The organism is Chryseobacterium sp. (genome assembly GCF_029240215.1).
GTDB lineage: Bacteria > Bacteroidota > Bacteroidia > Flavobacteriales > Weeksellaceae > Chryseobacterium.
In genome coordinates, this window is sequence record NZ_JARBTK010000006.1 from 163,443 (window position 1) to 177,253 (window position 13,811).

Annotated in this window: 16 protein-coding genes and 2 pseudogenes; 5 read left to right on the top strand and 13 right to left on the bottom strand. The window is 33.6% G+C overall.

What is annotated here, in order from left to right; all coding sequences use genetic code 11:
* The first annotated feature begins 4 nt into the window (after positions 1-4).
* On the top strand, positions 5-211 hold the full coding sequence (locus K0R77_RS13410) for a hypothetical protein (RefSeq protein WP_300353254.1): 207 nt from the start codon (positions 5-7) through the stop codon (positions 209-211).
* 61 nt (positions 212-272) lie between these two features.
* On the opposite strand, the gene K0R77_RS13415 is transcribed toward K0R77_RS13410, so the two are convergent.
* Positions 273-1,469: a DUF1343 domain-containing protein gene (locus K0R77_RS13415; RefSeq protein WP_300353257.1), complete on the bottom strand. Its 1,197-nt coding sequence runs from the start codon at positions 1,467-1,469 to the stop codon at positions 273-275.
* A 4-nt stretch (positions 1,470-1,473) separates the two neighbouring features.
* Here K0R77_RS13415 and K0R77_RS13420 point away from each other — a divergent pair, with 4 nt between their 5' ends.
* Complete coding sequence (locus K0R77_RS13420; RefSeq protein WP_300353260.1) at positions 1,474-2,703, top strand: FtsX-like permease family protein; 1,230 nt, start codon at positions 1,474-1,476, stop codon at positions 2,701-2,703.
* A gap of 71 nt (positions 2,704-2,774) precedes the next feature.
* Here K0R77_RS13420 and K0R77_RS13425 read toward each other — a convergent pair whose 3' ends face one another.
* The 3 genes from K0R77_RS13425 to K0R77_RS13435 all read right to left on the bottom strand — a co-directional run bounded on the left by K0R77_RS13425 (position 2,775) and on the right by K0R77_RS13435 (position 5,268).
* Complete coding sequence (locus tag K0R77_RS13425) at positions 2,775-3,380, bottom strand: hypothetical protein (protein ID WP_300353263.1); 606 nt, start codon at positions 3,378-3,380, stop codon at positions 2,775-2,777.
* A gap of 132 nt (positions 3,381-3,512) precedes the next feature.
* A complete protein-coding gene (locus K0R77_RS13430) occupies positions 3,513-4,544 on the bottom strand; it encodes an ATP-binding protein (RefSeq protein ID WP_300353266.1) in 1,032 nt (343 codons plus the stop codon).
* A gap of 46 nt (positions 4,545-4,590) precedes the next feature.
* Positions 4,591-5,268 (bottom strand): response regulator transcription factor, encoded by a 678-nt coding sequence (locus tag K0R77_RS13435; RefSeq protein ID WP_300353269.1) that lies wholly within the window; start codon positions 5,266-5,268, stop codon positions 4,591-4,593.
* 187 nt (positions 5,269-5,455) lie between these two features.
* On the opposite strand from K0R77_RS13435, the gene K0R77_RS13440 reads away from it, so the two are divergent.
* From K0R77_RS13440 to K0R77_RS13450, 3 genes are all read left to right on the top strand, one after another.
* Entirely contained in the window at positions 5,456-8,026 is a 2,571-nt protein-coding gene (locus tag K0R77_RS13440; protein ID WP_300353272.1) for a TonB-dependent receptor, read from the top strand.
* A gap of 32 nt (positions 8,027-8,058) precedes the next feature.
* Positions 8,059-9,228, top strand: coding sequence for a hypothetical protein (locus K0R77_RS13445; protein WP_300353275.1), 1,170 nt, complete (start codon positions 8,059-8,061; stop codon positions 9,226-9,228).
* Between the two features lie 163 nt (positions 9,229-9,391).
* The gene (locus tag K0R77_RS13450; protein WP_300353277.1) at positions 9,392-9,613 is read left to right on the top strand and encodes an XRE family transcriptional regulator; all 222 of its coding nucleotides are present in this window, start codon (positions 9,392-9,394) and stop codon (positions 9,611-9,613) included.
* A 30-nt stretch (positions 9,614-9,643) separates the two neighbouring features.
* Here the strand turns inward: K0R77_RS13450 and K0R77_RS13455 are convergent, their stop codons facing one another.
* The 9 genes and pseudogenes from K0R77_RS13455 to K0R77_RS13495 form a co-directional block, all read right to left on the bottom strand.
* Complete coding sequence (locus tag K0R77_RS13455; protein ID WP_300353279.1) at positions 9,644-10,027, bottom strand: hypothetical protein; 384 nt, start codon at positions 10,025-10,027, stop codon at positions 9,644-9,646.
* Complete coding sequence (locus K0R77_RS13460; protein WP_300353281.1) at positions 9,957-10,313, bottom strand: hypothetical protein; 357 nt, start codon at positions 10,311-10,313, stop codon at positions 9,957-9,959. The genes K0R77_RS13455 and K0R77_RS13460 overlap by 71 nt, the downstream gene beginning before the upstream one ends.
* A 1-nt stretch (position 10,314) precedes the next feature.
* The gene (locus tag K0R77_RS13465; RefSeq protein ID WP_300353303.1) at positions 10,315-10,998 is read right to left on the bottom strand and encodes a JAB-like toxin 1 domain-containing protein; all 684 of its coding nucleotides are present in this window, start codon (positions 10,996-10,998) and stop codon (positions 10,315-10,317) included.
* Positions 10,996-11,181: pseudogene (locus K0R77_RS13470) on the bottom strand (RHS repeat-associated core domain-containing protein); the annotation flags it as partial. The pseudogene K0R77_RS13470 and the gene K0R77_RS13465, both read right to left, overlap by 3 nt.
* 49 nt (positions 11,182-11,230) lie before the next feature.
* Positions 11,231-11,581 (bottom strand): hypothetical protein, encoded by a 351-nt coding sequence (locus K0R77_RS13475; protein ID WP_300353284.1) that lies wholly within the window; start codon positions 11,579-11,581, stop codon positions 11,231-11,233.
* A gap of 644 nt (positions 11,582-12,225) precedes the next feature.
* Positions 12,226-12,408: pseudogene (locus tag K0R77_RS13480) on the bottom strand (RHS repeat-associated core domain-containing protein); the annotation flags it as partial.
* A 75-nt stretch (positions 12,409-12,483) separates the two neighbouring features.
* A complete protein-coding gene (locus K0R77_RS13485; RefSeq protein WP_300353286.1) occupies positions 12,484-12,924 on the bottom strand; it encodes a hypothetical protein in 441 nt (146 codons plus the stop codon).
* Between the two features lie 9 nt (positions 12,925-12,933).
* Positions 12,934-13,461, bottom strand: a complete 528-nt coding sequence (locus tag K0R77_RS13490) for a hypothetical protein (RefSeq protein ID WP_300353289.1) — start codon at positions 13,459-13,461, stop codon at positions 12,934-12,936.
* On the bottom strand, positions 13,406-13,811 hold a 406-nt coding region (locus K0R77_RS13495; RefSeq protein WP_300353292.1), incomplete at its 5' end, for an RHS repeat-associated core domain-containing protein. The genes K0R77_RS13490 and K0R77_RS13495, both read right to left, overlap by 56 nt.

Here is a 13,811-nt window from a genome sequence, read left to right on the forward strand (position 1 = left end):
TATCATGAAAATTTTCGGTAAAAACCACATTATTATCTCTGCAATTACTTTTGCTATTCTTTTCTTTATGAATTATTTGGGGAATAAAGAAGCTGATAAATTAGAACGAGCATTGATGATTGCTTTTGCAGGGGTCATTGGTTTGTCAATCGGACTTTTTATTTTTAATAAAGGGAAAGATGATAAAAATCCGCCACAGAATTTTGATTAAAAAAAGTAAATTGTGGATTGTGAATTTTAAAATCGCCCGGAAAAGCTGATAATTTACATCTTTAATCCTCGTAAATCACATATTTACTTCTGATTTTTGAGAATTTTTCAAGATCAGATTTCCACGAGCCTTTGATTTCTACTTCAGATTTTCCAGCAATGATTTGTTTTCTTAAATCATCACTTCCTGCCAAAGTATCAAAGAAAAGATTCTTCAGGAAAAAATCTTGCTGAGGATTTTTATAATTTTTGTAAGCTTTGATCAGCCATTCTAAATTTAATTCTCTTAAATCTTTAGAATAATTTGAAAGATTTTCACCGTAACATAATTTTCCGTTCAAAAAAGGATCTTTAGCCCCAAAATTTGGTTTTGGAGTGAATTGATAAGGTAAATCTTTCGTCCATGGTGAACCATACACCTGAAAAGGAATATCTGTTCCTCTACCCACAGAAATCTGCGTTCCTTCGAAGAAACATAAGCTCGGATATAGATTGATCGATTTGTCGTTAGGTAAGTTAGGAGAAGGCTTATCTAAAATAGCGTAACGTTTTTGCTTATGATATTTCTGCATCGGGATCAAAGTATATTTCGCCTGCACTCCATTTTTAAGCCACTTTTCGCCGTTAACCATTTTTCCGTACTCCCCGATTGTTAAACCATAAACAACAGGAATTTCATGCATTCCGACAAAACTTTCCCATTTTTTCTTTAAAACCGGTCCGTCAATGTATCCGTCATGCGGATTGGGTCTGTCTAAAACTAAAATTTCAACATTATTTTCAGCTCCGGCTTCCATTAAATAGGTCAAAGTAGAGATATAAGTGTAAAATCGAACTCCAACATCCTGAATATCAAACAAAACAATATCTAATCCTTTTAATTGCTCAGGTTTTGGCTTTTTATTAGCCCCATAAAGTGAAATGATAGGAATTCCTGTTTTCACATCTACGCCATTTTTCACTTTTTCACCCGCATCTGCATCTCCTCTGAAACCATGTTCAGGAGCAAAAATTGTTTTGATTTTGATTCCGTTTTTTACTAAATAATCAACTACATGAGTTTTATCTTTCATCAAACCTGTCTGGTTAGTCACAATTCCGATGGTTTTACCTTTTAATAATGGTAAATAAAGTTCCGGGCGGTCTGCACCGGTTTTGAAACAATCCTGATCTTGAGTCTGAGAATAATATGGACTGAATACTCCTAAAAAAATTAGGCAAATAAGAACTAAAGTTTTAATTTTGAAATCTAAATTCATAAGCTTGAAATTTCCTTTATATTTCTCTAGAAAAATAGCGTTTTCCAAAGATAACAAAAATAACCTATCACGGGTGATCATCTTCATCGGCAGACTTTCGGTGGCCTTAGGAATTATTGTTTCTTTAATCACTGTTTCTACAGGATTCGGTTCAAAAAAAGCGATCAAAGAGAGACTAGCGGATTTCAGCGGACATATTACCGTAAAATCTACCCGCTCAAATTCTTCATATAATACTTCCATACTCGATAATCAAGGTTTAAACATTAAAAAACTGAAAGAACTTGATGACGTGGAAAGTGTGCAGAAATATGCAATGGTAACAGGAATCATGCGTAACGAACATAGCTTTGCCGGAATTATCTTTAAAGGTATAGGAAAAGATTTTGACAGTTTAAGATTTAAAAAATTTCTGATTGCAGGTAAAACACCCCAAATTACCGAGCAAGGTTACAACAATGGCGTTACCATTTCGGAAAAAATAGCGAACGATCTTCATCTTAAAGTCAACGACAGCATTGTAACAGTCTTTGCAAAGGAAGACCAGAAACAGATCTACAGAAAATTTCAGATCGTTGGAATTTATAAAACGGATATTAAAATGATTGACGATCAGTTTGTGATCGGCGATGTGAATCATGTAAGAAAAATTCAGGATATGGCTCCGGAAGATATTGGCGGAATTGATATTTTCTTTAAGAATGTAAACGATATTGATAAAGACTTTCCAAAAATTGAAAAACTGATCGGTTATAAAAATTATGCTGAAAAAGCAACCGATAAATTCCCACAGATCAATGACTGGATCAGTATTTTTGATGTGAATATTGCTTTAATCATTTCCATTATGCTGATCGTAGTTATCATCAATATCATCATGGTTCTTCTTATTTTGATTATTGAGAGAACAAATTCAATCGGTCTGCTGAAAACTTTGGGTGCTACGAATGCTCAAATAAGAGCTACTTTTATTAATTATACGTTGATTATTATGGTTCCTGGATTGCTTTACGGAAATGCAATCGGTTTAGGACTTTTATTAATTCAGAAAATTTTCGGAATCATTAAACTAAATCCTGAAAATTATTACGTGAGTACAGTTCCTGTAGATTTAAATCCTGTAGCAATTCTTTCAATCTCTGCAGGGATTTTATTGATTTCAGGATTGGCATTGATCATTCCAAGTTATCTGATCAGTAAAATTTCTCCTGTGAAATCTATTAAATACAGTTAATTAGTTCTAAAATAATTAACTCTTATAAATAAAAAACCCTGAACTTAAAAAATTCAGGGTTTGTATTTTTTTCAGATTCTATCGTCGTCGCTGTCATCTTCGTCATCGAAGACATCATCATTGTAGTCATCATCTTCGTCATCATCAAAGCTGTCATCATCCTCGTCTGCAAAACTGGTGCTGCCGCCGAAATCATCTTCAAAACCAAAATCATCATCCAACAAAGGCATTGCTGATTTTTTATTTTTTGAACCTGATCCGCTTCCACTTTTGCTTGGAGCTTTCAGAGGTGCATTCCCGAATCTGTACACTGTGATCGGATAATTAACACCTTTTGTTTCCTCCACCACTTCTACAAGCTCGCAGAAAAATTCCCACAAATCTAGTAAACCATACTGGAACTGTGCTTTGTCGCCAGCTGCTTCGAATGCTTCATCGATGTAAACGTCTGACATAATTTCGCCATCACCTTCATCACTCATATCTTCCAAAGGAACGCTTTTCACAATCGTACCATCTTCTTCAAGGAGATTAAAAGTAGAAAGCTCATCACCACTAAGGTTGAAAGCACTTTTGATTCCTAAATGAAGGTTCCAGAGTGTTTGTTTTCCTTTAATCTCAACATCACGGAAAATATCTTCTTTTGTATCTAATATTACACGGATTTTGTAAACCATACTACTATTCCAATTTCTATTTTTGCCTTAATTTAATTGATCAATTTCTGTTGCAAATATATAATAAATGAGATTTTAGAAAAGAATATTTAATACTTTTTTAGAATTTTTTTTTGATTACATTCTAAGGGTCTATTTGCTTTTTTCGAGCATGAAACTAAATTTAGTTCCCTCCAAATATACACTTTCTACCGTAATGTTTTCATTATGAGCCTCCAATATATGCTTTACGATGGCAAGTCCCAGACCAGAACCGCCCTGTCTTCTGCTTCGGCTGGTTTCTACACGATAAAAGCGTTCGAAAATTCTTGGCAGAAGCTCTTCTTTGATTCCCATTCCGTTGTCAATAACCTCGATGAGTACTTTATTTTTAAGAACGCTGGTTTTTACAACAACCTTTGCTTCCTGCCTGTTGGCATAATGTATTGCGTTTGAAATAAGATTGATGAAAACCTGCGAAATTTTTTGTTTATCGGCTTCCACAAAGATCTGGCTGTGTAAAGTCTGTAGCTGTAAAACAGTATTGTTTTTTTCAGCTTCCAGATCGAGAAGGTCAAAAATTTCTTTTACGAGAATATTGACATCAAATTTTGATACGGTAAGATTAATTTCGCCAGCTTCAAGTCTGTTAATCATATCCAAATCATTAACAATGGCAATCAATCTTTCTACTGAAATGCCTATTCTCTCGAGATATTTATCTCTGATGTTTAGATTTTCCACTCCACCTTCACTCAATGTCTCAACATATCCCTGAATTGAAAAAAGTGGTGTTTTAAGCTCATGAGAAACGTTACCGATGTATTCTTTACGGTAGCTTTCCATTTTTTTCATCACTTCCATTTCGGTGACTTTCTGCTGGTTAAAATCAGAAAACCTTTCGCCCAGTTCCTTTAGGGTAATGTTTTCCTGATTGTCATAAACAATCTCTTCCGGCAAAATTTTAGAAATGTTTCGTACCTGCTTTTTTGCATAATAATTAAAAAGCAATTCGAGTACAATGTAATTGATCACAAACATAATCAAAACACTAACCGCAATACCGGTTATGAAAACCGAATTGTGGTAATAACGGTCATGAAGTGCATCAAATATGATGACTAAAATAAGCATCACCAAAGTCAAGAGACATGAGGAAATGAAACTGAGTCTGTAAAATTTCAATTTTACAAAATTTAGGGGTTATAAGTAAAGGTAGGATTTTTTTGAATTAAACGATCAGCTTATATCCTATTCCTTTTAAAGTCTGAATGGTATTGATTCCCAATTTTTCTCTTAATCTTCTGATATGAACATCAATTGTTCTTTCTCCTACAATGACATCATTACCCCAGACTTTCTCAAGAATTTCTTCTCTTTTGAAAACTTTTTCGGTATTGGAAGCTAAAAGATAAAGCAAATCAAATTCTTTCTTCGGAAGTAAAAACTGCTGACCGCTTTTTGAAACCCTGAAGTTATCTTTATCGATAATCAGATCTCCCACTTCAATCAGTTTTGCATTGTCAGAGACCTGAGAAGTCAGTTGTAATAATGCATTTACTTTAGAAATTAAAATTTTTGGTTTGATAAGCTTTACGATATAATCATTAGCTCCAGCCTGAAAACCTGCCAATTGAGAAAACTCTTCGCTTCTTGCAGAAAGAAAAACAATAAGACTCTTTTGAAGTTCTTTTATTTTACGAAGTTCCTGACAAGTTTCGATACCATCTTTTTCTGGCATCATGACATCTAATAAGATAAGATCCGGGATAATTTCTTTGGCTTTTTCTATACCTTCGTTACCGTTTGTGGCAGTATATATGTCATAGCCTTCTTTTTCTAAATTGTATGAAAGAATTTCCAGAATATCCAGTTCATCATCAATTAATAGAATCTTTTTTTGGTTCATTTTCAATTTTTACAATTCAAAGTTAACAAAATTTAAGCAACATGACCGATAATTAGTTTTCATTCACATAAACTTAATATTAAAGGCTATTTCGTAATATTTAGTTAAGGAAAATTTAAAATTAACTAAACCAAATAAACCTCTAATCTTTTATTCCTTTGCACCGAAAGTAATTAGTAAAAAAGAAATGAATTTTAGAAAACTGAGTATCGCTGTTTTGTTCCTTACCACATCCGGAACTTTATTTTACGCTCAAGAGAAAAATGATACCGTAAAAAAAGAAAAAAAGATTGAAGGTGTTATCATTCAAGGTACAACAAAAAAAGGAGGTGAGGCAAATATCATAAGTGTGCAGAGAAAATCTGTAGAAGTTATTGAAAGAGTCGGCTCTGTACAACTTGAAAAACAAGGTGTAGGTGACGTTTCTATAGCAGTTACCAAAGCTACAGGCTCCCAAAAACAGGAAGGCAGCGGGCAAATTTTCATTCGTGGTCTTGGTGACCGTAACAACTCAACAACCATCAACGGGCTTCAGGTCCCTTCTAACGATCCAATGTATAAAAACATCGATTTGAGTATCATCAAAACTGATATGATCGATTTTATTGGTTTGGAAAAAGTATACAATCCCAGAATTTGGGGAGATATGTCGGGAGCCAATGTAGATATCGTAACGAAAATATATACCGGGAAACCATACTTCAAAGTTAATTTAGGATCTTCTGTTAACTTTAATGCGATCAATCAAGATAATTATTTATTACAGGACGGGCCGAACTTTTTTGGCTCTACTCAATTAAATAAGCCATCTAAAAATGCGGTAATCAACAATGGTTATGCATTCAAAACATCATGGAAAGATCAGCAGGTAAATAATCCTTTTAATTCTGCATTGAGTTTTGATTTCGGTACTAATTTTAAAATAGGTGATCAAGGAAAATTAAGCATTTTTGGATTTGGAGGTTTTGATAACAGTTATGAATATTTCACAGGAACAACAGGTGGAGCTTATGACGGACAAGACAACCCATTAAGATTATACAATGATGCTGAAGAGTTTAAATACAGTACCAATACAACGGGATTGATTAACATCAACTACAAACTAAATAGCAACCATAACATTAATTTATCTTCTAACTATATTCACACAACTGAGCAGAAATTAGGAAACTATTCTGGATATAACAGAGATTATTATGATAATGACGTGAATCAGGAAAGATATGTAACTCAACTTAGAAGAGCTACTTACAGAACGAATGATTTACTTGTTAATCAGTTAAGAGGTGAACATACTTTAAGTGAGCCATTAAAAATAAGTTGGAATATTGGTTATAACAGACTTGATAGCAGAAGACCAGATAGACAGCAGAATGTAACTGTTTTAGACAAGCAGCAGAACTATAATTTCTTTGCAAGCTCAAATCCTGGAGCTAACAACAGATATTTTGACAGATTATTGGAAAATGATTTCGTAGGTGATTTGCATGCTGATTACAAACTAGGTGACGCAAAAATAACATTAGGATATAGCGGAAGATATAAAGACAGTGATTTTAAAGCAACTCAATATAACTTTAGAATCTTACCTGCACAAGGTACTTATTATGTGGATCCAAATAACTATGATTCATTCTTTAACTTAGCAAATTATCAGGCAGGTGGATTTTTTGATATTGTAACATTCAGAGGAGATATCAAATTCAATCCTGATACAGCACTTGCTCCACAGACATTTACATCAGAAGTTACTAACCATGCTGGATATGTAAATGTTGACTACAAATTTAGCGAAAAATTAACGGTACAGGCGGGTGTAAGATACGAAAGCCTGATGCAGAAACTTTCATATAATACCGCAGTACAAGAAGGAAGCAGAGATAAAGACTATAATAAAATATTACCTGCTTTTAACATCAAATACAGCATCAACGATCAGCATAATTTAAGATTGGCAGCATCAAAGACTTACACAAACCCTCTTTTACTTGAAATAGCACCTTATCAGTACGAAGATGTAGATGAAACACTAGCAGGTAACCAATCTAATTACTTGGCAGATAATTATAATGTTGACTTGAAATGGGAATGGTTCCCAAAGAAAAATGAATTAATATCGTTAACAGCTTTCGGTAAGCAAATTAACAACCCACTTGCTAAAATAACGATCAACTCATCTGCTAACTTAACGTCAGTTGTAAATGTTGGTGACACTGGTAGAGTCTTTGGTTTAGAAGCCGAAATAAGAAAAGATATCTATGACTCTGGTAAAACGAGACTTTATACTTTTATGAACGGTACTTACCTTAATACTGAAATGGATTTGGATGGTGAAAAAGTAAGAAGAGAAAATCTTGGGATTGGAGAATCTAATTACACCACTTCTTTCCTTAAAGACAAAGATAAGCTACAGGGAGCTTCTGAGTTTTTGGCAAACGTTAATCTTGGTGTTGAGCAGAAATTCGGGAATAAAAACACAGCAGATTTTGTAGTTTCTTATTCTTACATCTCAGACAACATATATGCAATAGGTTTCCAAAGCAGAGGAAATATGGTAGATAAGGCATTCAGCACTTTAGATACTACATTGAAATTTAAATTAGGAAACGGTCTTGGTTTCTCATTTACGGGAAGAAATCTCCTTAATCCTTATTTCACAAGAGTACAGGACAATACAGAATCGGGGAAAGAACTTGTTTCAAAAAAATATAAGAGAGGAGCTGGTGTAGGAGCTAGCGTTTCTTACGAATTCTAATTATAAAAATAAATTAATAAAAATATTGTAAAATGAAAAAGAACACATTAAAATTATTAGCTGCTGCATTCATTATGTCTACTACAGCTGTTGTATTTCACTCTTGTAGCGATGGTGATGATGATGACACAATCATCACGACTCCAGGAACTGGGATTGCTTCAGACCCAAACAATTTTAAAGGAGAAGTAAAGTCTGGTGAAACAGTAACATTAGACCCTTCAAAATTATACAAACTGACAGGAGCTGTAGCTGTAAAAGCTGGTGGTACTTTGGTGATTCCTGCAGGAACAAGAATCGAAGCTTCTGGTGGTACTTCGGCATATATTACAATCGAACAAGATGGTAAAATCTTTGCTAATGGTACTGCAAGTTCTCCAATTGTATTTACATCGCCCAACCCTACACCAGGAAGCTGGGGAGGCTTGGTAATCTGTGGAAAAGCACCTATTAACAAGGGTACAAGCGCAACTGCCGAAGTTGGTAACGCTACTTACGGAGGTACAAATGCTTCTGATAACTCAGGAATCCTTAAATACGTAAGAATTGAATATGCTGGTGCAATTTTTCAGGCAGATAAAGAATTCAACGGTTTATCTCTTTTCGGAGTTGGTAATGGAACAGTAATAGACAACGTTTCTATGATTAACGGATCTGATGACGGTATCGAATTTTTCGGTGGAACAGTAAACGTATCTAATATTATTTCTGTAGGAAATGAAGATGATGCTTTTGACTGGACTGAAGGATGGAATGGTACAGCTACTAACATCTACACAAAAAGAAGAGCTTCAGGTGTAGGTAACAGAGGTATCGAAGCAGATAACAACGCAAATGATAACAACGCAAACCCTAGATCAAATCCTACAATCAAAAATGCAACTTTCATTGGCGGTACTACTGGTGAAGCTGATGCTTTAAAATTGAGAGTTGGAACTTACGGAACTTTTGACAACTTGGTTTTATCTAATTGGACAACAGGGATCAACGTAGAGAATGATGCTTCTGTAACTTACTTCAATGGTGGTAACAAAATTACTAACGTAAAATTTGAAACAGTAACTACAAAAGCTTCTGCAAAATCTAATGCAGGTGCATCGGTAACTGTATTAGCAAATACTTACACTGAAAGTACTACTGCTAACGGAGCTGGAAATGGTACAGCAACACCATCTTGGGCTTCAGGTTGGGCAGGTATCTAATTAAGTAATTAGTTTCTTCATATTAAATTGAATCCTTCAGGAAATTTTCCTGAAGGATTTTTTTGTTCTTCAAAGATATTGTGAAAAATTCTTTTATATTCACCTGTAGATTTTTTTATTTACATAAAAAAAGAATTTACTTTGCATATTGGAACTTAGTAAAATGGCTAAACTTTTTAATCTTACTACAGATCAGATTATTAATTACAATGAAAATATAATTCCTACAGAGATTGTGATTGAAGATAAATCTACTCTCGAACAAATGGAACTCATTCAACAGCTCGACGAAGAAGACAAAAGCACCGTCTTTAAAATCATCGATAAAATGCTTACCACCAAAAAATTTAAAGACTTCTTTAATAAAAATGTAGCTGCTCTATAACAAAAAACCTCGCAAGTTGCGAGGTTTTTTTTAGTTAGGATGTGTATGAAACTTATATTTTGAATCCTTTTTACTTGTTCCTTTATCTTTTGTCTGACTAACAGGAATTTCTTTTATATCTAACCCGTACCAAACTTCCATAAACGTTTTTAAATCAAACGTATTGACTCGAATGGGAACAAATTTATCGTCTTTCTTTTTTAAGGATATGAAATTTTCTACATTATCCAATGCAAGTTCATTTTTTCCTTTTTCATATTTAAAAAACTCGGATTTCGTAAGATTTTCCTTACTAATTTGAATTTCATTTGACAATCGTTTCATTTGATCTCGATCAAAAAATCTATCTCCTTTGAAAAATACAAAAACAATGTTTTTTTGAATAGTTAAAAAATAAAATTCCGAACTTTTCATCTACCTCAAATTGTCCATTTTTATTTAACTCAGAGAATAATGTTGGAATATATGTGGAATAGGTAATCCCATATCCTTCTATTTCCTGACCATATATATAATGAAAATCAAAAGTGATAAAAACAACTTTACTCTTAATATCTTTTGAAATTAACGTGCTTGTGTTTAAATAGTCTATACTCTTTTGCATCTCTACCTTTATCGTAGCATCTTTTACAAATGATAATCTATCCTGACTATATAAAGCGTTTCCAATTAATAAAACTATTAATATAATATTTTTCATATTATTTGATTAAATTAGGTAGTTTGACACTTCCATACCCATTTTTCATAATCCATTTTAATTCACCATCCTTGCCCTTGCTAATATTAAACGGCATAAAATAACTTTCTCTCGTTCCATTTCCAACACCTGTATAGTACAGAAAATTATACGCATTAGGATTAGATAAATTTAGATCATGTTGTTGAGGATATCTTGAATATGGGTGAGTATGACCAGAATAAATATTATTTTCGTAGTTAAGTCCTTTTTCTCCAAACGCCCAAGGAACTTGCACTCTATCTGCACTATGTGTAGTCCCAACTAAAAATTCTGTAGGTTTCTTACTTCCCATATTAAACCCTCCAATTGACCATTCTACACGACTATTGTCTGCTGCAAATTGGAAAACTTTTTTGGCATCTGTAAAATTATTGGTTGTTCCGTGGCTTAATCCATTACTATCTTTACCCGAAAGTTGGCTTATAAGCGTTCCACTTTCTTTGCTTTCTTTATTTACTTTTACATAGTCCCTATTTTCTTTCCCTTCTCCTTCTATTGCTTTCTGTGCGTTGCCTTTTGCATCTTTTACTGTATTGCCTTTCTCATCACTTTTTGCAACATAAAGCCGATCAAAATTATCATCAGTATTCTGAATTAGACTAACATTTCCATTCTGATCAACTCCGTAATCATCATAGTTCATTCCGTTAGAATCTACATAGAAAATAGGATTATTTCCAGACATATGATAAGTAGACATTGGTTGATACATTTCCGCCAACGGATCAACCACACCCCATCTTCCAATATCGGGCATGTAAAATCTCGCTCCGTAATCATACGTTCCCGTCTCCTGAAGTTCTTTCCCGTTGTACTTATAATTGTAAGTAACCTCATAAAATACGAGGTTACTTATTATCATAAATTAGTTGTTGTTATTTTTTTTTAAACTGTATATTATTACACTTATTTTTTTCATACCATTCTAGCCAACCTTTTCGGTCTTTCTCATATGTTGCATATGGATAAGTTCTTGCATAGTTTAGCATATCTTCAAAAGAAACTTTAGAATATTTTGCAATAAATTTTAATGCATCATAAGTTTTTTCTGGACTTTCTTGTTGAGAGAAGTAATTTTCTACAGTTTGAATACTTCTAAAATATTCTGCTTTAAAGTCTAAATTTTCAACACAGCTTCCATTGACAGATACGTTATTGCTTTTTTTTACAGAATTAGAACAATTAATCAATAGTAATAATACTACAATAAAAAATATATTTTTCATATTATGGCAATGTTTTTTTTTTGAACTGTTATTCCTCCAGTAGTAGTTGGCCAAATAGCTTGATTGGTTCTGGTTTTATCTTTCTCTTCGAATACATTGATACTCATCGGACCCGTTGTTTCTATTCTTTTATTCCCATTTACCTTGTCTTCTTTTTTAAATGCTTTTGCATGAGCTTTATTAAAATCAGGATATGTAGTATTTCCAGAAGCGTCAGTTTCTGTTTTTCCTACGCTTCCTTTTGCGATTCCCATTTTGGACTTTTCCAATTGCTCAGTATGTTCGTGTATTAAAGCTCCCGCACTGCTTGTACCTCCTTTTCCTGCTTTGTCAAATTCTAATACATCAGCTATGTCTAATTCTCCTGTTTGAAAATTACCTCCATCTGCTAAAGCACTATTTTCGACAACATCGTGACTAACAACTTCTTTTGCTCCAACTACATCATTATAGCTATTATAGAAAGCTTGTTGTTCTTTCGTTAACGAAACATCTTTATTAATCATATTGAGAGTTACCTTATAATTACTTGTACCAGTAATTTGGGTATAAACAGCTTCATATTTTCGAACTAATGTGGTTCTAACTAAATCTTTATAAGATTGCTCCGCTGTTGCCGTAGCAAACGAAAGAATTAATTCATTTCCATCTGGATCTATAAACGCAATAGGATTATTTCCAGCATAAGTATATGGAGACATCGGCGAGTATTTTTCAGCTTTGTTGTCAACCACACCCCATCTTCCAATATCCGGCATATAAAATCTTGCGCCATAGTCATACATTCCGGTCTCTTGCAGTTCTTTACCGTTGTACTTATAATTGTAAATAACATCGCAAAATGCAAGGTTTTTTATTATCTGCCACACGATAAAATCGTGCGGGAGCGGGGAGCGGGGGAATTATTTAAATATTGTATTCTCTTTTACAAAATTAATATCTGTAGAATTGGTGATAACGTAAACCTCTCCTTCATCTTTAGTTTTTACACCTTTATAATAAATAATTTCCTTATCAGAAATTAATTTTACGCTATCACCAATCTGTCTTTCAGCAAATATAGGTAAGTAAATTTCAGCCTGTTTATCTTTGATCCTGTAAGGATATATTCCTTCTTTTAATTTTTTTGAAAAATCTTTAACATTTGAATTGTTGACGCTTAAGGTTAATATACCAAAACTATGATTACGTGATATTTTTATATCTGTAATAGTTCCCTCAAGTACAACCCCATTTTTTAAAACTTTATTTTTTTCAACATATTCCTCTGTTCCAGTTTTTTTTAAATACATTACCATTCCTACAAAAACAATAAACATTATTATAAATCTTAAATATTTCATATATTTTTTTTAATCAAATTGAGGAGCATGATATATATTTCTTGGGTTGGGATTCTTTAAAGCGGAAACAATAGGACTTCCAGCATTTGAAATTCTATCTAAAATACCTCTTTGGGCGGTTGGCTTCATTTGGTTGAGTAAGTATGTTTTAGAAACCGAAAGATTACCCGATCCTAAATTGGCCGCTCCACCTACTCCTATACTTCCGTCTAAAGAATATCCATACCATCCTGGATCTGTCCAATTTCCTGTTCCTGAAAAACGATTGGCATTAATACCACCTCCCGCAATTACTTTCACATCAATCGAACCTCCTTTTGATATAGTTTTCCCTTCAAAAGATACTGGATCTATGTCTCTTATAGAATTATTATAAGCTACAAAAAGACTAGCCCCAACACTACCAGAAAGACCTCCTTGGTTTCCTCCAGAGGAACCCAAATGTCCTCCAGCATAAACATAATTATAACCACCGTAGGTTTTATCTGTAAACTGAACAACAGAAGCTTCTAAACCTGCATTTTGCTCCTGCTCCAATATCAGCTTGTACGGTATAACCTATGGCGAAGCGGTTAACATCAATATCTTTTGCTCCAATATCTATGGTTTTATTTTCTTTAAGATTTAAAGGAACATTATAAACTTTATCCGGTCCTGCAGCTATGATTCTTAATTCTTTCTTATCAGTTCCTCTAAAAATTATATCTAAAGGTTCTCTTCCATCAGGATCGGTGTGTTTTATCGGATTATTAAATGCATAGTTGTAAGGACTATATCTTGTCATTTTCTCCGCCAACGGATCCACAACACCCCATCTTCCTAAGTCAGGCATATAGAATCTTGCGCCGTAATCATACATTCCGGTCTCCTGAAGCTCCTTGCCATTG